The sequence below is a fragment of the Bradyrhizobium sp. WSM2254 genome, from assembly GCF_000472645.1.
GTDB classification, from domain to species: domain Bacteria; phylum Pseudomonadota; class Alphaproteobacteria; order Rhizobiales; family Xanthobacteraceae; genus Bradyrhizobium; species Bradyrhizobium niftali.
Window position 1 is genome coordinate 89,022 of the sequence record NZ_AXAB01000019.1, and the last position, 18,114, is coordinate 107,135.

At 61.6% G+C, this 18,114-nt stretch carries 17 protein-coding genes; 4 read left to right on the forward strand and 13 right to left on the reverse strand.

Features of this window, described 5'->3' with window-relative positions:
• Positions 1-186 precede the first annotated feature (186 nt).
• A complete protein-coding gene (locus tag A3M7_RS44135; RefSeq protein ID WP_049823406.1) occupies positions 187-441 on the reverse strand; it encodes a hypothetical protein in 255 nt (84 codons plus the stop codon).
• Between the two features lie 178 nt (positions 442-619).
• Here A3M7_RS44135 and A3M7_RS0114435 point away from each other — a divergent pair, with 178 nt between their 5' ends.
• Positions 620-1,219 (forward strand): TetR/AcrR family transcriptional regulator, encoded by a 600-nt coding sequence (locus tag A3M7_RS0114435; RefSeq protein WP_027544574.1) that lies wholly within the window; start codon positions 620-622, stop codon positions 1,217-1,219.
• 3 nt (positions 1,220-1,222) lie between these two features.
• Positions 1,223-2,266 carry a patatin-like phospholipase family protein gene (locus A3M7_RS44140; protein ID WP_084302156.1) on the forward strand — a complete coding sequence of 348 codons (1,044 nt, stop codon included), beginning with the start codon at positions 1,223-1,225 and terminating at the stop codon, positions 2,264-2,266.
• Positions 2,267-2,497: 231 nt separating this feature from the next.
• Here A3M7_RS44140 and A3M7_RS51240 read toward each other — a convergent pair whose 3' ends face one another.
• From A3M7_RS51240 to A3M7_RS0114455, 3 genes are read right to left on the reverse strand one after another with little or no spacing between them, the layout of a single operon-like run.
• Positions 2,498-3,511: a cupin domain-containing protein gene (locus A3M7_RS51240; protein WP_371090188.1), complete on the reverse strand. Its 1,014-nt coding sequence runs from the start codon at positions 3,509-3,511 to the stop codon at positions 2,498-2,500.
• Positions 3,512-3,531: 20 nt separating this feature from the next.
• Complete coding sequence (pdxA, locus tag A3M7_RS0114450) at positions 3,532-4,536, reverse strand: 4-hydroxythreonine-4-phosphate dehydrogenase PdxA (RefSeq protein WP_027544576.1); 1,005 nt, start codon at positions 4,534-4,536, stop codon at positions 3,532-3,534.
• Positions 4,536-5,600: a four-carbon acid sugar kinase family protein gene (locus A3M7_RS0114455; protein ID WP_027544577.1), complete on the reverse strand. Its 1,065-nt coding sequence runs from the start codon at positions 5,598-5,600 to the stop codon at positions 4,536-4,538. The genes pdxA and A3M7_RS0114455 overlap by 1 nt, the downstream gene beginning before the upstream one ends.
• Positions 5,601-5,698: 98 nt before the next feature.
• Here A3M7_RS0114455 and A3M7_RS0114460 point away from each other — a divergent pair, with 98 nt between their 5' ends.
• Positions 5,699-6,550 (forward strand): LysR family transcriptional regulator, encoded by an 852-nt coding sequence (locus tag A3M7_RS0114460; RefSeq protein WP_245284246.1) that lies wholly within the window; start codon positions 5,699-5,701, stop codon positions 6,548-6,550.
• A gap of 55 nt (positions 6,551-6,605) precedes the next feature.
• Here A3M7_RS0114460 and A3M7_RS0114465 read toward each other — a convergent pair whose 3' ends face one another.
• Both A3M7_RS0114465 and A3M7_RS44145 read right to left on the reverse strand, forming a co-directional pair.
• Entirely contained in the window at positions 6,606-7,934 is a 1,329-nt protein-coding gene (locus tag A3M7_RS0114465; protein WP_027544579.1) for an aspartate aminotransferase family protein, read from the reverse strand.
• Between the two features lie 79 nt (positions 7,935-8,013).
• Positions 8,014-8,979, reverse strand: a complete 966-nt coding sequence (locus A3M7_RS44145) for a phosphotransferase enzyme family protein (protein ID WP_049823418.1) — start codon at positions 8,977-8,979, stop codon at positions 8,014-8,016.
• 187 nt (positions 8,980-9,166) lie between these two features.
• On the opposite strand from A3M7_RS44145, the gene A3M7_RS49625 reads away from it, so the two are divergent.
• Positions 9,167-9,376 carry a hypothetical protein gene (locus A3M7_RS49625; protein ID WP_027544580.1) on the forward strand — a complete coding sequence of 70 codons (210 nt, stop codon included), beginning with the start codon at positions 9,167-9,169 and terminating at the stop codon, positions 9,374-9,376.
• Positions 9,377-9,549: 173 nt separating this feature from the next.
• Here A3M7_RS49625 and A3M7_RS0114480 read toward each other — a convergent pair whose 3' ends face one another.
• The 7 genes from A3M7_RS0114480 to thrC form a co-directional block, all read right to left on the reverse strand.
• Entirely contained in the window at positions 9,550-11,013 is a 1,464-nt protein-coding gene (locus tag A3M7_RS0114480; RefSeq protein WP_027544581.1) for an aldehyde dehydrogenase family protein, read from the reverse strand.
• An 84-nt stretch (positions 11,014-11,097) separates the two neighbouring features.
• Positions 11,098-12,267 carry an alanine racemase gene (locus A3M7_RS0114485; protein WP_027544582.1) on the reverse strand — a complete coding sequence of 390 codons (1,170 nt, stop codon included), beginning with the start codon at positions 12,265-12,267 and terminating at the stop codon, positions 11,098-11,100.
• A gap of 26 nt (positions 12,268-12,293) precedes the next feature.
• Positions 12,294-13,166 (reverse strand): GNAT family N-acetyltransferase, encoded by an 873-nt coding sequence (locus A3M7_RS0114490; RefSeq protein ID WP_049823409.1) that lies wholly within the window; start codon positions 13,164-13,166, stop codon positions 12,294-12,296.
• Between the two features lie 213 nt (positions 13,167-13,379).
• Positions 13,380-14,408: an L-threonine 3-dehydrogenase gene (tdh, locus tag A3M7_RS0114495; protein ID WP_027544584.1), complete on the reverse strand. Its 1,029-nt coding sequence runs from the start codon at positions 14,406-14,408 to the stop codon at positions 13,380-13,382.
• 19 nt (positions 14,409-14,427) lie between these two features.
• A complete protein-coding gene (locus A3M7_RS0114500) occupies positions 14,428-15,630 on the reverse strand; it encodes a glycine C-acetyltransferase (protein WP_027544585.1) in 1,203 nt (400 codons plus the stop codon).
• A 34-nt stretch (positions 15,631-15,664) separates the two neighbouring features.
• Positions 15,665-16,615: a homoserine kinase gene (locus A3M7_RS0114505; protein ID WP_027544586.1), complete on the reverse strand. Its 951-nt coding sequence runs from the start codon at positions 16,613-16,615 to the stop codon at positions 15,665-15,667.
• Between the two features lie 32 nt (positions 16,616-16,647).
• Positions 16,648-18,069 (reverse strand): threonine synthase, encoded by a 1,422-nt coding sequence (gene thrC, locus A3M7_RS0114510; RefSeq protein WP_027544587.1) that lies wholly within the window; start codon positions 18,067-18,069, stop codon positions 16,648-16,650.
• Positions 18,070-18,114: the final 45 nt, after the last annotated feature.

The following is an 18,114-nucleotide window of genomic DNA, read 5'->3' on the forward strand; positions in this document are numbered from 1 at the left end:
TTCCTCATGCGTGTCTCACGGGCCGCGAAGCATGGCAAAGGCCGAGATGAAGCAGAGAAGACCGATTCCGGTTCCGACGGCCGGTCCCCAGAACCAAAAGCGGAGCGAAAGCACGACATACGCAGCGGCGACGACGATCGCTGTCAGTTGGAGGGATGGGCTGCGCGCGAAGGCGCGAAAGTGCATCTAGGCAATGGCGATCAAGCCGCCGCCAAACATCATGAGTGCAAGGCTGTGACTCAAGTTGAAGCCCATCCACGCATCCCAGAGATTGACCGATTCGTTAAGGGCCAGCCGCGCCTCCCGCATCGCCATGCGCACGCCGTCGTCAGTCGGTGTGAAGGTGCGGGGAACCCGCAAGTCCATCAACGTGAGCACCGCGTGATAGGTGCCGAGGGCGACGAAGACGGCAGCGCCGCTGAAGAGAAATGCTTGTGCCATGCTGTCAGCCTCCCGGCTCGTTTTGACGTGTCGCGGTGCCCGTCTCATCAGCCACCAACTTCGCACGGTCGACTGCAGCAAAGCGTCTTTACCGAGCGCCGGGGCGGTGCTAAGTAGTGCACGATCGTGCACTTTCCCATCCGGGTTGCACGATCGTGCAACGTTTGTCAAGTAGGTCATGTCCAAAGCCGATCAGACGCGAGAGCGCATTCTCAGCGAGGCGTTGCACCAAGGGACGATCCACGGCTTCTCGGTCGTCAGCCTAGCTGATGTGGCCGAGGCCATCGGGCTTTCAAAGAGCGCCGTCTTCAAACACTTCGGCGCCAAGGACGCGCTGCAGATGGCCGTCCTGGAGAAGCTCGCGGACGATTTTACCCGCATGGTGTGGGATCCGTCAGAGCGACTTCGGCCGGGCCGGCAACGTCTTGACCTCATATTCCAGCTTTGGCTGACTTGGGTCGACGGGAGCGCTGGCGGTGGAGGATGCGGGCTTATCCAGGCGCAGATCGAGTTCGACGATCAACCTGGCGAGCTCCGGGCATACCTGAAGAAACAGCAGCTTCGCTGGAATCGCGTCCTCGTTCGCGAATTTGGCGCCTTGGCCTCTCTCAGCCGCGAACAGGCCCAACAAGCCGCTTTTGAGTTCAGGAGCCTAGTGCTTGGCTATCACCAGTCCCGTCGACTGCTCAACGACGATGCCTCCCCCAAGCTCGCTCACCGCGCCTACCAGGCCTTGATTGCCCGTTCAGTTGGCGCAGGGCCCAGAAGAGCGAGGTAGACGATGAGCCCTGTGCCGCCCCCCCTCATGAATGAGCGGAATCCGGTTGCCGAACTCCTACTCGAGCGCCGAGCCAAAAAGAGCAAACCCAACGAGCGCGTAGACGGTCGCAAAGTGGCTCTCGCCATTGAAGGCGGCGGCATGCGGGCCATCGTCTCGGGGGCGATGGTCGCAGCTTTGGAAGAGCTCGATCTGCTTAACTCATTCGATGCGGTCTATGGATGTTCGGGTGGCGGGATCGCCGGGGCGTATTTTCTTGCACAGCAGGCGCGCCAGGCCACCACGATGTTCTACGACAACCTGAACGATCGTCGCTTCATCAATTTCCCTCGGCTTTGGGTCGGCAGACCCGTCATATCCCTGGAGTACTTGTTCGATCACGTTTGCATCCATGACCGCCCTCTCGCTGTCGGTCGGGTGCTGAACTCCCCAATTCCGCTGGTGCTCATAGGCGCGTCCCTGACAAAGCGGACGAGTGTCGCACTTCGGGACTTCGAGAACCCGCAATCGCTCTTTGGTGCACTGCGATCCAGCACCAGCATTCCGGTCTTTGCAGGCCCGCCTGTCGAATACCGAGGAGATCGTTTTGTTGACGGCTCCCTCTACGAGTCCATTCCATTCGGATCCGCCATCAGAAATGGCGCGACGGATGTTGTGGTGCTGCTGACGAGGCCTCGGGGAAATCTGCGAAACAAACCAGGGTTTCTGGAACGAAAACTTGTGGCACCGCATCTTGGACGAATCCATCCGACGATTGCGGAGCAATACCTTTCACGAGCTCAACACTATCAGTCGGAACTCGATGAGATCGAACAACGGAGCAAGGGTATCGGACCCGTCAGCCTCTTGCCAATTCAACTCGACGATACTGGCCCCATCATCCGTCAGCTGGAAAAATCCCGCCCGAGGCTAGTGCGCGGAGCCATGGCAGGCTTCCGAGCGGTTTATCGCGCTCTCAATATTCCTGTGCTAGAGATCACCTCACCAATTGCGTACATGCGCTCGCGGCGCCGCATTTTCGCAGCAAAAGTGAACGAGGACGTTTGAACCCAAAAAAGCCAACCAAGAAGATTGGCGTCCGGGCGGCCCGGCAGGGTCTTGGAGTGCTTGGGCTCGCGGGTGGGGTCGAGGTCGAGCTTGATGAAAAGAGACATAGCGACAGCCTTTCTTTCGTGGGGAACGGGACGGCGACGAGTAACCGCGCCTGGGTCAACGAGGCCCGACCCGCGAAGGCCGATCGACGGCGACAAGCGTCTGTTCCGATCGCAGGGAGACGGTCTAGCCTTCGACGTCGTGAGCGGTGCCGGCGCCCATGGATGTTCCGGGTTCGAGCAGCACGACCTCACAGATGTCGTCCAGCGCGACAGGGCAATGCTCGACCCCATGGGGGACCACGATGAACTCGCCTTGCTCGATGATCTCGTCCCGATCGCGGAATTTCATCAGCAGGCGGCCCTTGTGCACCAAAAAGAGTTCATCACTGCTCCTATGAAAGCGCCAGGCGAACTCGCCCGCGAACTTGGCGAGCTTGATCTGCATGTCGTTGATCTGACCGGCGATCTTCGGAGACCAGGTCTCCTTGAACTGCCCGAACGAGCTGGCCAGGTTCTTCTTGTGGAGCGGCGAGAGATGCCGATTGAGCGCGGCCACGTCGCGAATGATGGCCCCGAGCTGGCGAGCGACGTCCTTGTCGCCCGCCGGATACTTGCCGTCCAACGCGGCCGTGCCGATGGTGAAGCCGGCGGCGCCTGCCTCCTTCAGGGTGGCGATCCGCTCCGGCGTATCAATCGAGCCGGCCACATAGACGGGCTTGGACACCGCCGCGCACACCGTTTTGATGAGGGCCGGGACGTCTTCCCTGGAGCGATAGGCGAGCAGGTCGAGGCCGTGCACGCCCTCCCGCGCGGCAAGCGCCTTTGCGCTCTCGACGATCTCCTCGATGCTCCCTTCGAGAACGCTCGGGTGACCCGTGATCCGACCCGGGAAGGGACAGTATTGAATGTCCGTGCCCGCAAGGATCGGCAGGACGTCGTCAACGCGTGTGCCGCCGAGCAAGACGTCAACGCCGATTTCGACCGCCGCCTTCGCCGAAACGATTTCACTCTGCAGGTCGAGTGAAACGACTTCGAGGTAGGAGGTCGCGCCGTCTGCCTTGATGGCCTGGTTGAGATCTTTGAGCCGATCGATCGTCAGGCCAATGTCCTTGAAGCCAATGTGACGAACGCCGAGGCTCAGGGCGGTCTTGAGCTGTTCGGAGGCGTCCTCGACCGTGCGATCGTTGCGCGTCAGCATGAAGATGAAGCGAAGGCCCATTAGACTACCCCTTCTTTGGTCTTGATTTGCGCGGCGATGAGCCGTCGCGCGTAAGCCAGCGCGGTCTCGAGACTTCCGGTGTCGGCGATGCCTCGGCCTGCAATGTCGAACGCCGTGCCGTGGTCAGGGCTCGTACGGACGAACGGCAGGCCGAGCGTGATGTTCACACCCTTTTCGAGGCCGAGATATTTCACGGGGATCAGGCCCTGATCGTGATATTGGGCCACGACCACATCGAAGCGGCCCTTGCGCGCCTGCATGTAGACGGTGTCGCCGGGCCACGGGCCGCTGGCGTCGATGCCCTCTGCGCGCGCAGCCTCGATCGCGGGACCAATGATCCGGATTTCCTCGTCGCCGAAGAGACCACCCTCCCCGGCATGGGGGTTGAGCCCTGCGACCGCAACGCGCGGCGCCGCGATCCCGAGCGCCTTTCCGCCCTGGTTTGCAAGCCGGATCGCCGACATCTGCGCTTCGAAATCCGCTTCGTCGATGGCCTTGCGCAGCGACGTGTGGATGGTGACTAAAACAGTGCGGATATCGTCGTTGGCCAGCATCATCGCTACGCGCTTCGCACCGCCATATTCGGCGAGGATTTCGGTGTGCCCGGGATAGCGAATGCCCGCGCTTGCCATTGCCTCTTTGTTGATTGGCGCCGTGACGATGCCGCTGACTTTGCCGGTTTTGGCTGCCGCGATGGCGGCGACGACGGCGTCGAAGGAAGCTTGGCCGGACATCGCGCTGACGCTCCCGAGCGGAGGCGGCGCGATGATTTGCGTCGCCTCGACGACCTCGATGGACCGCGGCTCAGAGCGCGCTTCTTGAGGTTCGGCGATGCGCTTGACCTTGAGGCCGAGGCCCAGACGACGGACGATATTTTCCATCACGACCGAGCTGCCGAAGACGACCACGCTTTCAGCGCCTTTTGCCAATGTCTTCGCCACGATCTCCGGGCCGATGCCTGAGGCATCGCCCATGGTGATGGCGAGGGGAGCGATTTGGGTCATTACAGAACCTTTTCTGATACCGAGGCGCGGGCGCGGAGCCGCGCGACCGCACGACGTAGCGTATCGTCGTCGCCAAACCCGCCTGCCTTCATGGCGATGAGCAGCTCTCGTCCATTCTCGAGGGACGCGCGGCCAAGCGGAAACCCTGGCTCGAGCTCTTGCAGAATCTCGAGCGCAGAGATGTCCAGGCCATCGAGGATCGCTTCCATCGTATCCCCGCCAGTGGCCATCACCACGTCGCAAGGCTCATCGACGACCCTTCGAGCCGCGGCCTGCGCAATGTCGCGCAGGATGGAATTGGGGTGGTCGATACGTTCCACCGGAGCTCGTAACACAGCAACACCGCGCTCGATCCCGATCCGATCGGCCTGACGATGGCTGCGCGGGTTCGCGCTGCCGACAACAACAAGAATCTCGCTGCCCCCGGTCAGCGTCACGTCAGAGGCAACCTGAACCGGCGCAAGCCGCTTCGCCAAAGCCAGGGCCATGCCCGGAGAACCCACCCACAGGATCGACTCCGGATCCGGGAATGCCGCAATCTTTACGTCGAGTTCGTCCTGTGTCGCAGCATCAAGGATGACGACATTGCAGATTGAGGACGGGACGAGTTCAACCAGCCGCGAGTGGCGCGCCGGATGGACGGGATCGCGACCATAGCCGGTCTCCGCGACCGGGATGCCATCGACAAGCTGAACGCCGCTGACGGTCGTACGCCCTGCACCCGGGAACGCAGGTGCGAAGACCAGCATCTTGCGGCCGCTTGCGGTGAAGGCCGCTTCCATCTCGGCCCTGACGTGGCCGCGAAGGGTCGAGTCCACGGTCTTGTAGAGGACATCCCGTGAAGCGAGTTGCTCGGCAAGGTCCGACACTCGCCCTGCGGCTTGCAGGGCAGAGGCGGATCGCGATCCGCTATCGACCGCGACGATCGCCGCCTCCTCTGGCGGTAGCCGGCGTCGGCCGACAACGGCGCGCAGGCCCCGCTCGACAAACGGACCGGCCCCATCCGCGGCGCTGGTCAGGTCGTCGGCAAGAATACCGATTGTGTATTGGCCATTGGTTCGCATGGGTCAATTATGCGAACCAAGTCCAGCATGAAAAGCGATAGTTTCTGCTCATGATTGGTGATATTATATCACCAATGAAGCGGTCAGAAGTACCTTCCTTGGACGACTTACGTGCGTTCGAAACCACGGCGCGCCTCGGGTCTGTCCGCTTGGCCGCAGACAGCCTCGCCTTGACCCACGGAGCCGTGAGCCGCCGCATCACCAAGCTGTCCGAAGACCTTGGCTTCAAACTCTTCGAAAAAAGCGGACGTGGCTTGCGCCTCACTGCCGCAGGAGAGGCGCTCAACCTCACGCTCGGCCGGTTCTTCACCGAGTTGGCGACAACCGTTGTGAGCTTGCGTGCTGCCAACGCTCGGCAGAATTCCCTCGTTCTCTCATGCGAGCCTTCGGTGGCAATGCGCTGGCTTATTCCACGACTTGCGAACTTTCAGGCCGTCCATCCCGACATCGCTCTCCACCTTTCCGTCGCCGGCGGCCCTGTCGAGTTTCGCCGCGACCGGATCGATCTCGCCATACGCCGGCTCGACTTTGCGCTTCCAGATGTCTGGCATGTCCGGCGCCTTTTTCCCGAAAAGGTTGGACCGGTCATGAGTCCTCAACTCGCGTCGGCGTTTGCTTCCGGGGAGTACATCGCCTTGGGATCAAAGACCCGGCCGGACGCCTGGTCGCGCTGGCTTTCCAGCCACCCGTCAGGGCGGCGCCCCACGGAGATTCGCTTTTACGACCACCACTTCCTGATCGTTGAAGCCGCATCCGCCGGGCTGGGTGTTGCGCTCAGCCCTTGGGTCCTTGCTACCGACGACGTCGATAGAGGGCGGCTCATCGCACCTGCCGGTTTCGATGCCGACGAAAGCCACTACGGGCTCATCTGGACAGGAGAACCTGAACTGTCAGGGACAGCACACCATCTTGCTCAATGGCTGCAAGAACAGGTGCAAAATTTCGTTTAAAGCCGTGATGGCATCGGGTTTGATAGTCCAGCCCCGATGACGTCTGTGATCTAGTTTAGCCTGCGATCTTGATGAGCGCCCGCTCCATGGTTGCTAGGAAGAGGTCAACATGCTCGGCGTGGCAAACGAGCGGAGGGCGCACTTTAAGGGTATCTTCATTGGCACCGGTCGTGCTGATAAGCACGCCGTCATCCCGCATTGTGTTGACCAGGTCCAAAGCCATCGCACGCCGACCTGCCGGCGGGGTCCCCTCAGCCCCTATGTCGACGCCGAAGAAAAGACCAGCATTTCGTATGGCGCGAATTTCATGTTGCTGCTTTGCGAGCTTCTCCAGTCCGCTGCGGAGGCGCGCGCTCATCGCAAGGGCCCTTTGCGGAATTTGGTCGCGCTGCAAGATCGTTAGCACGGCGTCCGCTGTTGCCATCCCGACTGTGTTTCCGGCGAATGTGTTCGAGTAGCGAGAGGTGGCACCAAATTGGTCCATCCATGTTCTGCGACCAACGACAGCGCCAATCGGGAATCCGTTGCCCATCGGCTTGCCGAGGGTAACAAGATCCGGAACGATCCCATGTCGCTCGAAGCCCCACATACCGGCGCCAGTTCGTCCGAAGCCTGGTTGAACTTCGTCGGCAATGACGAGACCACCGGCCTCGTGCACCGCCGCAACTCCGCTCGCGATGAATCCAGGAGGATCTACCCATACGCCATCGCTGGAGAAAATGCTGTCGATGAGCAGGGCCGCAACGCCCATGCCACGACGGTTCAGATCCATTATGGCCGAACGAATCTGGCTCTCGAAGAACTCCGCAGCCTGGGCTTCCGGTATGCCCGCCGGCCCGGGTAAAGACACCATCCGCACGAACGGGCTGAGCTTGACTGCGTCACCCAGGTTCGGCGAAACCGCGGCGGTCGCAGCACTAGTGCCGTGATACGCATAGGTGGAAACGATCACGCCTTCATTGCCGCTCGCACATCGCGCAATGCGAAGCGCCAGATCGTTGGATTCACTCCCCGTGCAGGTAAACACCACGCGGTCGAGCTCGTTCGGGAAAGTACCGACGAGCCGCTCGGCATAGTCGACAAGCTTTGGCTCGAGATAGCGCGTATTGGCGCTTATTCGGCCCGCCTGCTCAGCCATTGCAGCATTTACTTCCGGGTGGCAATGGCCGAGACACGGCACGTTGTTGTAGAAGTCGAGATAAGCCCGCTCGTCGGGATCGTACAGCCACATACCTTCGCCGCGAACGAAGTGCACGGGCCGGCGGTACTGGAGCCGATAAGAAGCGCCCAGAACCTTGTCACGACGAGCAATGAGCTCGGATTCGCGGCTGGGAAGGTTTGATTCGCCAGGTCTGTAGCGGTTGGGCATGAGATCTGTGGACATGTGCTGCTACCTGTTTGAAAGAGTACTACGGTTACTTCGCAATTTTACGCCCCTGTCGCTCGAGCGAACCGAAGCGGCGTTACGGTAAGGACGACGATACCGCCGCCAGGACTGCCGCCTCGCCCAATGCGACATCAAGAGGCGCCAGGATAGAAAGGCCGTGCTCGGCACGCGCGACGTTCTTTTTGATGTAGGGGGCGTCGGCCGGAAAAAGGTGGGCGCGCCAGTGATTGACCAGGATCAATGCACTTTGTCGCGCCCGCATCAGTCCGATGAGGAGCCTTGCTTCCAGTCTTGAAAGCGCAATGACAGAGGCATAGCCGGCAATGAGATGTTCCGCGCCACCAAGAGGAAGAGTCGGATCTGAGACGACATGACTTGCCGCGATCGCCAGATCCTGGATCCTGGGGTTCCAGCAGCCATCACCAAAATCGATGAAGCCCAGTCCCGGGCCAGTCACAATCGTATTGAACGGGCTGGGATCGTTATGAGTGACCTGCCAGACGACGTTGGAGATTTGTGGCTCAACAAACTCCAGATACTCCGCCATGGCGGCGCGAACGCTATCGGCAACGCTCCCGCTTGGTAGGTACTGCTCTAGTTCCATCAGCCGCGACCAGCATCCGACATGCCAAAGAACGGGCCGATGGGCTGCAAGCACGTCGACTTGCGCAAGCGCCAAATCAAGCCGAGCGAGGGCGCAGCCAGTCCGAAAAAGCAGCTCGGGAGTGGGCACCACCTGGTGCAGCGGAATGCCCTCGATCCGGGTCTGCAGGTACCCGCATATCCCCTCTTCCTCAAACATCAATGCGCCGCTGCTCGTGCGCAGCACTGCGGGTGCAACGAAGCCCGCGGCCTCCTGCAATCCTGCCATGGCCGAGGTCTGAAAACGAAAGCTGTCGACCGCCTCCGGTCTGGTCGACGTCTTCAGGATGCACCGCCCGCCGTCCGGGACGTCGACTTCAACGGTGCGCTCGACCTCGGAGGACAACGTCGCGATTGATCCGGTCACTCCGTAGTGACGCTTCAGCAGTGTCGCCGACATGTCCGGTCCGGAGGAGTCGGACCGCATAGCCAGGGCTGCGGCAGCCGCGCGAAAATAGGTTTCGGTTGACGTTGACGCGCTGGAAAGATGGCCTGCTCTCGCAGCCACCGGTCCAGTGTACGGACCGGGTTCTCCATTGGGCACCAGCTCACTATGAGCATCCAATCGGAGAAGTCCTGATCTGATCGTGTTCTTCATGCTGGGCATGGTGGAGCGCTCCAATCGCGAAGCCTCGCTGTTTCTATGCCTGGTCTTGAAGGCGGCCTCTGACGGCAGTTCGCACAAGAATGGATTGGAAATTGACCAGTGTGCGGTGGCAATCAAAGGTCACGTATTTCGGCTGGAAGCGATCCATGTCCTTGGCTCCTATCCATCTGGCTTCTTGACCCGAGCATAGCCGCGGGCATCTGGCAGGATGTGCCGCAATAAAAGGTCATTTGGCAGAAGGCCCCGGCGTCTACCGCAAACCCAGCACGACGTTCCGCGGGACCGTTCGGCCAGCATCGGGCATCTCATTCGGGACGGCTACGATCTCGCTGCCCCTTGGCGGCACAGACTTTGCGGCAGCGTTCACCGGTAAAACCCGAGGACGGCCTTGGTCTCCAGATACTCCTCCATGCCCTCACGGCCGTATTCCCGGCCGTTGCCGGAGCGCTTGTAGCCGCCAAAAGGTGCGTTGGGGTCCCAGTCAGGATAGTTGAGATGCACTTGACCCGACTGGATCCGCCTGGCGACGGTCCGCACCTTCTCAGTATCGGTGCCCTGCACATGGGCGCCGAGGCCGTAGACGGTGTCGTTGGCGATCGCGATCGCCTCGTCCACGGTGTCGTAGGGAATGATCGACAGCACCGGGCCGAAGATCTCCTCCTGCGCGATCCTCATGTCGCGACGGACGTCCGAGAAGATGGTGGGCCGCGCATAGAGGCCAATCTCAAGTTCGCCGGGCCGCCCCGGCCCGCCGATGACGAGCTTGGCGCCTTGCTCCAGGCCGACATCGATCATGGTCTGCACGCGCTCGAACTGCGGCCGATTGGCGATCGGGCCATGGGTCGTGCTTTCCGCAAGGGGATCGCCGACCACCAGCTCTGAAGTAGCTGCCGCCGCCAACGTCTCGACCTTTTCCATGTGTGAGCGAGGCACGAGCATGCGGGTCGGTGCGCTGCAGGATTGGCCGAGATTGCGGAAGGCGGCACTGATGCCGAGCGGAACAGCACGGCTGAGATCGGCATCCGGCAAGATGATGTTTGGCGACTTGCCGCCGAGTTCCTGGGCGACGCGCTTGACGGTGGGCGCTGCCGCTTGCGCGACGAGAACGCCAGCGCGTGTCGAGCCGGTGATCGAGATCATGTCCACCTGCGGATGCGCCGCCAGACGAGCGCCGACGATCGGACCTGTTCCATTGACGAGGTTGAAGACGCCGGGCGGACAACCGGCATCGTCCATCAGCTCGGCGAACAGCAAGGCACTCAGCGGCGATAATTCGCTCGGCTTCAACACCACCGTGCAACCCGCCGCTAGCGCGGGGCCGACCTTGGCGGTGATCTGGTAGAGAGGCCAGTTCCAGGGGGTGATGAGACCGCACACCCCAATGGCCTCGCGCATGATCGCGGTGCTGCCGCGCGGGGTGACGAACGGATAGTTCGCAAGATTGTCGCGTGCGACGCGGATATGTTCGGCGGCCAGCGGCACCTGGGCGCGACGCGCATAGGTGATGGCAGCTCCCATCTCGCACGTAAGCGCCTGCGCGAACAGCTCCAGCCGCTGCAGCAGCAAAGCGTGAATCCGGTCGAGCAGTGCCGCTCTCTCAGCAGGCGGCGTCGTGGACCAGCCGGCGAAGGCTCGTCTTGCGGCTGCGATGGCGCAGTCCACATCATCGTCATCGCCGAGCGCGACCTCAGCAATCGGCTGCTCCGTCGCCGGATTGACGACGGTTGCTGCTGCCGCGACTGATCCGATCGGCTTCCGCCATTCTCCGTCGATGTAGAATTTTCCGGGGAAGCCGGCTTCCGTCAGGTGTCGAAGGGGAGAGGTCATTGGAAGCGATCCTTGATCCGGTAATAGGCGCCGATAAGCGGCAGGAACCAGGGGGCCGAGGTGGCCGGGAATGGCCGGCCAGCCCTACCAGCCGCGCATGCGCGGCCACCGCGCTTCGATTACGTCGCTGCCGGCGGAGACGACGTTGTACAACTCGTGTTGCGACGCCGTCGCACAGGCGTGATTGGGCAGGATGCGGACCTTCGCGCCGATCGGAAGATTGGGCAAAGCGTGCGCCGACCCGGGCCTGATGGCGAGGATCCCGTGCTCCTGGCTCGCTTGCGAAACGATCAGGTCGGGATAGATCTTGCCGGCCACGTCGCAAACCAGACCGTATCCCTGATCGACCCGCTGCGCCGCGGTGCCGCGGTCGCGCGACAGCGCCATCCACCCCGCATCGACCAAAATCGAGCCCCTCTCGGGTTTCGTGCCGATCACGGTGGCGAGCACCGAGACGGCGATGTCATCGGTCGTGCAGACGCCGACGCCGTGCATCACCAGATCGAAGAACATGTAGACGCCGGCCCGCATTTCCGTGACGCCGGTCAGGTCTTCGGCAAAATGGGCGGTCGGCGTCGAGCCGACGCTGATGACAGGGCACTCATGCCCCGCCGCGCGCAACCTCTCCGCCGCAGCGACGGCCACGGCCCTTTCGTTCTCCGCAGCCGCCACGAGGGTTTCAGGCGCGCAGAGACCATAGGATTCGCCGGCATGGGTGAGAATGCCTACAAGGTCGGCGCCGGCATCGGCCACGGCGGCTGCGACGGCGATGAGCTTGGAATCCTCAGCGGTCAGCCCGCCACGGTGACCATCGCAGTCGATCTCGATGAAGGCGGATGGTGTCACACCAGCGGTACGACCGGCTGCGCCAAGCATGGCCGCCTGCTCCGGCGAATCGAGCAGAACCTTGAGATCGACGCCTGCTTTCCGCAGACGCATCGCTCTTTCAGCTGTGTGGGGCGCCAGACCCACGGCATAAGTCATGTCGCGAAAGCCGTGCTGCGCGAAGTACTCTGCCTCGGCCAAGGTGGAGACAGTGATTGGTCCTGGTCCGGACGGATAGGCGCATTGGGCGACGTCAATGGATTTCGCGGTTTTCATATGGGGACGCAGCACGACGCCACGCGCAGCCATGCGAGACGACAGGCGGTCGAGATTGCGATGCAGCCGGTCCTTGTCGAGCAGGAGGGCCGGTGTTGCCAGCGCACCGACCGCTGCGGCCGTCTCGCCGTTCCGGATGTCCGTTGCGCGCATCTCCGGCTGTGGCATTTCGATCTCTCCTAGCCGAACGATTGATTGGCGAGCGCGAAGGTGCGCGCCGGCCCGAGTGCCGGCGGCTGCGCTCCCAGGATCATTGTTGTTGCATCACTGACCCGCTGCAGGCCGATGCTCTCGAGCCACTCCCCAAATTGCGATGTAGCGGAGGTGTCTATGCGGGCGAAACGACGTCCGAGATCTGCCAGCGCGGCCTCGATCAGCGCGCGTGCATCGGCCGGACATTCGGCTACGACAGGCCCAATGACATGCCCACGGCCGAAAAGCCGAGAGATGGCGTAGCCGCGAGCTATGCCATCACGCTGCAGGAGATAGCCGTCACCGCTCCGGATGAGCCGATCCAGCATCCGTCGCCTCTCCAAACCGGTAGCCGCGCGATCAAGCTGCGCGACTGCCTCGAAATCCGATGTCGCCATTGACCTGACGAGGCCCGACCGCAGCGACTCGTGGCTTCCACTTGGAATTCCCTGGTGCTGATGGATGATCCCTGTCGGCACAAAGCCGCGGCGGCGATAAAGCGTGACGCCTTCGGCCGTCGAATTCAGTGCGATGGTCCGTGGATGGGCCCACGCCAGCAACGCGTCCATGAGCCGGGCCCCATAGCCACGGCCCTGAGCGGCTTTTGCGACGATGATCATGCCGGCGGAGGCATGAGTCTCGCCGTACGGCCACCAGGCCGCGGTCCCGATCACCGTCCCAGCGCGCTCCAGAACAAAGCCATGGCCCAGCTGCAGCGCGACGTCCCAATCCTCGATCCGGTAGGGCCAGGACATCTCTTGCGAGAGATTCAGGGCGCCTTCCAGATGCGATCTGGCGAAGGGAAGCAGGACCACATCCTCATTGTCGCGGTGCCCGACTGGATAAGCTGCGGCTGTCATGATCGGTCGACGTCTCTTACTCCGGTTGCCAGCCCATCGCCAGCGCGGGACAGCGTGAGGCCATCTCATGAGCCCCGCGCAGTTAACAGCGTAACTTGGGTCCGACAGCATTACGCAGCCGGACTGGCGCAAAATTCGGCATAGAATTTCATTGATGATGCGGCAGCAGGATCAATCTGCTGCCAGCGGCAGGCGCCCTCTCGGAGGGCGCAATCACGCTTTCCAGTCCAGAACGATCTTGCCGCAATTGCCACTCCGCATGATCTCAAATCCGGTCCTGAACTCTGCGACCGGCAAGCGGTGCGTTATGATCTTTCGGATGTCGAGACCGCTTTCGAGCATTGCGAGCATCTTGTGCCAGGTCTCGAACATCTCTCGACCGTAGATGCCCTTGACGGTAAGCATCTTGAAGACAAGCTTGGTCCAGTCGACCGTCGCGGGCCGAGCGGGGATGCCGAGCATGGCAATCTTGCCGCCCATCACAAGATTTTCGACCAATTGATCGAAGGCAGCGGGAGCACCACTCATCTCGAGCCCCACATCGAAGCCTTCCTTCATGCCCAGGCGCTGCGTCACGGACCGAAGATCTTCCTTCGTCACGTCGATGGGAACAACGTCAGCGACATCCGATGCCAATGCCAAGCGGCGCGGATTGACATCGGTGATCACGACGTGCCGCGCACCGACGTGCCGGGCAACTGCAGCGCTCATGATACCGATAGGACCTGCTCCGGTGATGAGCACATCCTCGCCCACGAGGTCGAACGACAGCGCGGTGTGGACGGCGTTGCCCAGCGGATCGAGGATAGCCCCGATCTCGTCGTCGATCGCGTCTGGGAGCGGCACGACATTGAAGGCGGGCAAACGCAGATATTCGGCAAAGGCTCCGGGAATGTTGACGCCGATTCCCTTGGTTTCAGGATCCAGGTGAAACCGCCCTCCACGCGCAGCTCTGCTGCTCGTGCCGACGACATGGCCCTCACCCGAAACGCGCTGCCCAATCGCGAACTTCGTGACGTTCGCGCCGACCTCGGCGATCTCGCCTGCATACTCATGGCCGACGACCATCGGGACAGGGACGGTACGCTGCGCCCACTCATCCCAAGCGTAGATATGGATATCCGTGCCGCAGATCCCGGTCTTGTTGACCTTGATGAGAACGTCATTCGGTCCGATCTGCGGGATCCCCCGTTCGTCGAGCCAGAGCCCCGGTTCGGCGGCTGCTTTGACAATAGCTTTCATGAGAGCACCTTTGTAACCATCAAATCACGCCAAGCGCTTTGCCGGCGTCGGTGAAGGCGTCGACGGCCAGTTCAACGTCCTCTTCGGTCAGGGCGGCGGACATCTGTGTCCTGATCCGCGCCTTTCCTTTGGGGACGACGGGATAGAAGAACGCGGCGACGTAGATGCCGCGCTCATCCAGCGCTGCTGCCATCTCCTGCGCCAGGCGTGCGTCCTGCAGCATGACTGGAATGATTGGCGTTTCTCCGGCGAGCAGCTCGAATCCGGCCTTCTCCAATCCCGACCGAAAGCGCCGCGTATGCGCAGCAAGAAGCTGCCGTCGGTCGTCGGCTGTTTCCGCGATCTGGATCGCCTTGATCGATCCCGCTGCCACTACCGGGGCGAGGCTGTTGGAGAAGAGATATGGACGCGCTCGCTGCCGAAGCAGATCGACGACGGGTTGCGACGCCGCAACAAAGCCGCCCATCGCGCCACCCAGGCTCTTGCCGAGCGTTCCCGTGACGATATCGACCTGCTCGCTTGTGCCTGTCAGCGTCGGCGTGCCGCGGCCGGCTTCGCCGAGATGACCGGTGGCATGGCAGTCATCGACCATGACGACGGCGCCGTACCTCTCGGCCAAGGCGCAAATGGCGGGGAGCTTGGCCACGTATCCGTCCATCGAGAACACGCCGTCCGTGGCGATCAATTTGAACCGGGCTCCGTCCCTGTCCGCCTCCTTGAGCCGATCCTCGAGCTCGTTTATGTCGCCGTTGCCGAAGCGGTAGCGCCTCGCCTTGCAAAGACGCACTCCGTCGATAATGGAAGCGTGATTGAGAGAGTCTGAAATGATGGCGTCGTCGGCCTCAAGAAGCGGCTCGAAGACCCCGCCATTGGCGTCGAAGCAGGCCGCGAACAGGATGGCGTCATCCTTGTCCAGATAGCGAGCGATCATGCGCTCGAGTTCGCGGTGCAGCGTTTGCGTACCGCAGATGAAGCGCACGGATGCCATGCCAAACCCGAACTCATCCAGGCCTCGCTTTGCGGCTGCGATGACTTCGGGATGATCGGCGAGACCCAGATAGTTGTTGGCGCAAAGATTGACGAGTTCGCGCTCAGAGGACTGCGAAACGACACGGATTCGGCCGGCCTGGGCGCTTGTGATGACCCGCTCGCGCTTGTAGAGGCCCTCCGCTTGGATTTGCGAAACAAGCTCGCGAATCCGGCCTTCTAGGGTCGGCGCCATAGTACCCCCATCCTCGCTGCCGCAAATTGGACGATCATGATAATGCAAACTCTCCCCGGAGCATGAGCAAGATGCGCTCGAAGTGGCTGGGATCATGTGGCTTGAGGAGCGCAGCCTGCCGAGGCAGGTGTACATCCCAGAGGCGCGACAGCCAAAACCGGAATGCCGCAGCGCGCTGCATCGCAGGAAGGAGCTTCTGTTCGGAGGAAGTCAGCGGCCGGGCGCTCTCATAAGCACCCAGAAAAGCGGCGGCTCGCTCCACATTGTGGCGGCGGGTGAGGCCATCGACGCACCAGTCGTTGAGGCACACCGCTATATCGAACAGAAACGTGTCGCATCCGGCGAAATAGAAATCAATGACGCCGGACAGGCGCCCCCTCTCGAACAACACGTTGTCGCGAAACAGATCGGCGTGGATCGGCCCCCTGGGGAGTTGCCTGTAGGTCGAGGACAAAGCGAGCTCGTTCTGAAAGGCCAATTCAGTCGAGAGCAGCGAGCGCGGTCCGGCAGATACGCGGCGGCGGAGCACCGACACGACCTCGTTCCACCATTGAAGACCGCGCGGATTGGCTTGGCGTCGTGGGTAATCACTCCCGGCCAAGTGCAGGCGCGCAAGGCACTCCCCGACGGAACTGCAATGGGCGGCGGTAGGTTCTGCCGCGCTTGCACCAGGAAGCCTGTTGACAACCACGGCGGGCCGCTCCCTCAGAGAGTGAAGCATAACGCCATGTGCATCATCAACCGGATCCGGGACGGGCATGCCTCGAACCGCGAGATGCTTCATCAAGTGCAGGTAAAAAGGCAATTGCTCGAATGTGAGACGCTCAAACAAGGTGAGCACATACCTTGCGCCATCCGTTTCGACGAAATAGTTCGTGTTCTCAATTCCGCTGGTGACGCCGCGAACGGCAAGCGGCGCGCCAAGACCCAGCGCTCGAAAGAACGCAGCAACCTCGTCGAACGACAACTCGGTAAAAACGGCCATCGTGCAGCAGCTCCCGGTCCGGACTCGTCTGTTCAGCTGCCCTGCACGACGTCGGCGATGTAGTTCTTGACCGCCTCTGCATTTGCCGGAAGGACTCTGACCCGTTTCGGCAAATCTTCGATGCCATCGAAACGTTGCGGGCGATCCGGATCGCGGCCTAACGCTTCCCTGATCGTCGCGGCGAATTTGATTGGCAGCGCAGTTTCGAGCACGATCATCGGCTCCTCGGGGGAGCCGTGCATACGCGCGACCGTCACACCATCTGCAGTGTGGGGGTCGATCATAGTGTCATAGCGCTCCCACGTGTCACGGATCGTCGCCAGCCGATCGGCATGGGTGCTCCTGCCGCTCCGAAAGCCGAAACGCGTTGCCGCGTCGGCGAAGTAGGGATCTCCGCTTAGATCGAACGCCCCGCGTTCCCTGAGTTGATCTTCAAACAGTAGTTTGGTCCGACTGGCGTCGCGACCGAGCAGGTCGAACACGAAACGCTCGAGATTGGAGGCCTTGGAAATATCCATCGAGGGGCTCGATGTTTCAAGCGTGTCAGCCCGGCTTCGAACGCGATACACGCCGGTGCGGAAAAACTCGTCAAGCACGTCGTTCTCGTTGGTCGCAAGGACGAGGCGGGATATTGGAAGGCCCATCATGCGCCCGACGTGACCGGCGCAGATGTTTCCGAAGTTTCCTGATGGCACGGCAAAGCTTGCACCCGCCGACTGCGGCTCGGTCGCCTGCAGATACCCATAAAAGTAATAGACGACCTGCGCCAGCAGCCTCGCCCAGTTGATCGAATTCACCGCGCCGATCTTGTATCGCTGCTTGAATTCCAGATCGCCGGACACGCGCTTGACGATGTCCTGGCAGTCATCGAACACACCATCGATGGCGATGTTGTGGATATTGTCATCCTGGAGGCTGAACATCTGAGCTTGCTGAAATGCGCTCATCCGCGCGCGGGGTGACAGCATGAAGACACGCACCCCCTTCTTGCCACGCATGGCGTATTCTGCAGCGCTGCCGGTGTCGCCGCTGGTCGCGCCCAGAATGTTCAACTCCTCATGCCGACGCGCCAGTTCGTACTCGAGCAGATTGCCGAGCAACTGCATGGCCATGTCCTTGAACGCCAGCGTCGGACCGTTCGACAAGCCCTGGAGGTAAAGGCCGTTCTCCAGCTTTCGCAGCGGCGCGATCTTCGAGCTTCCAAAGACCTCCGGCGTATAGGTCCTCTCGCAAATGGCTTTCAGGTCAGCGGGCGGGATATCGCTGATGTAGAGCGACAGAACCTCGAAAGCCAGGCTCGGGTAGGACAAGGTACGCCACGCATCCAGCGTCGCGTCATCCACACGAGGGTAGGTCTGGGGTATGTACAGCCCGCCATCCGCGGCGAGGCCTTCAAGCAAGGTCTCAGAGAACTGCATGCGGCCCGAATGGCCGCGTGTGGAGACGTAGTGCATCGATTCTTTTCTTTCGAGAGGCGGCGGCGCCCCTAATTTGGACGA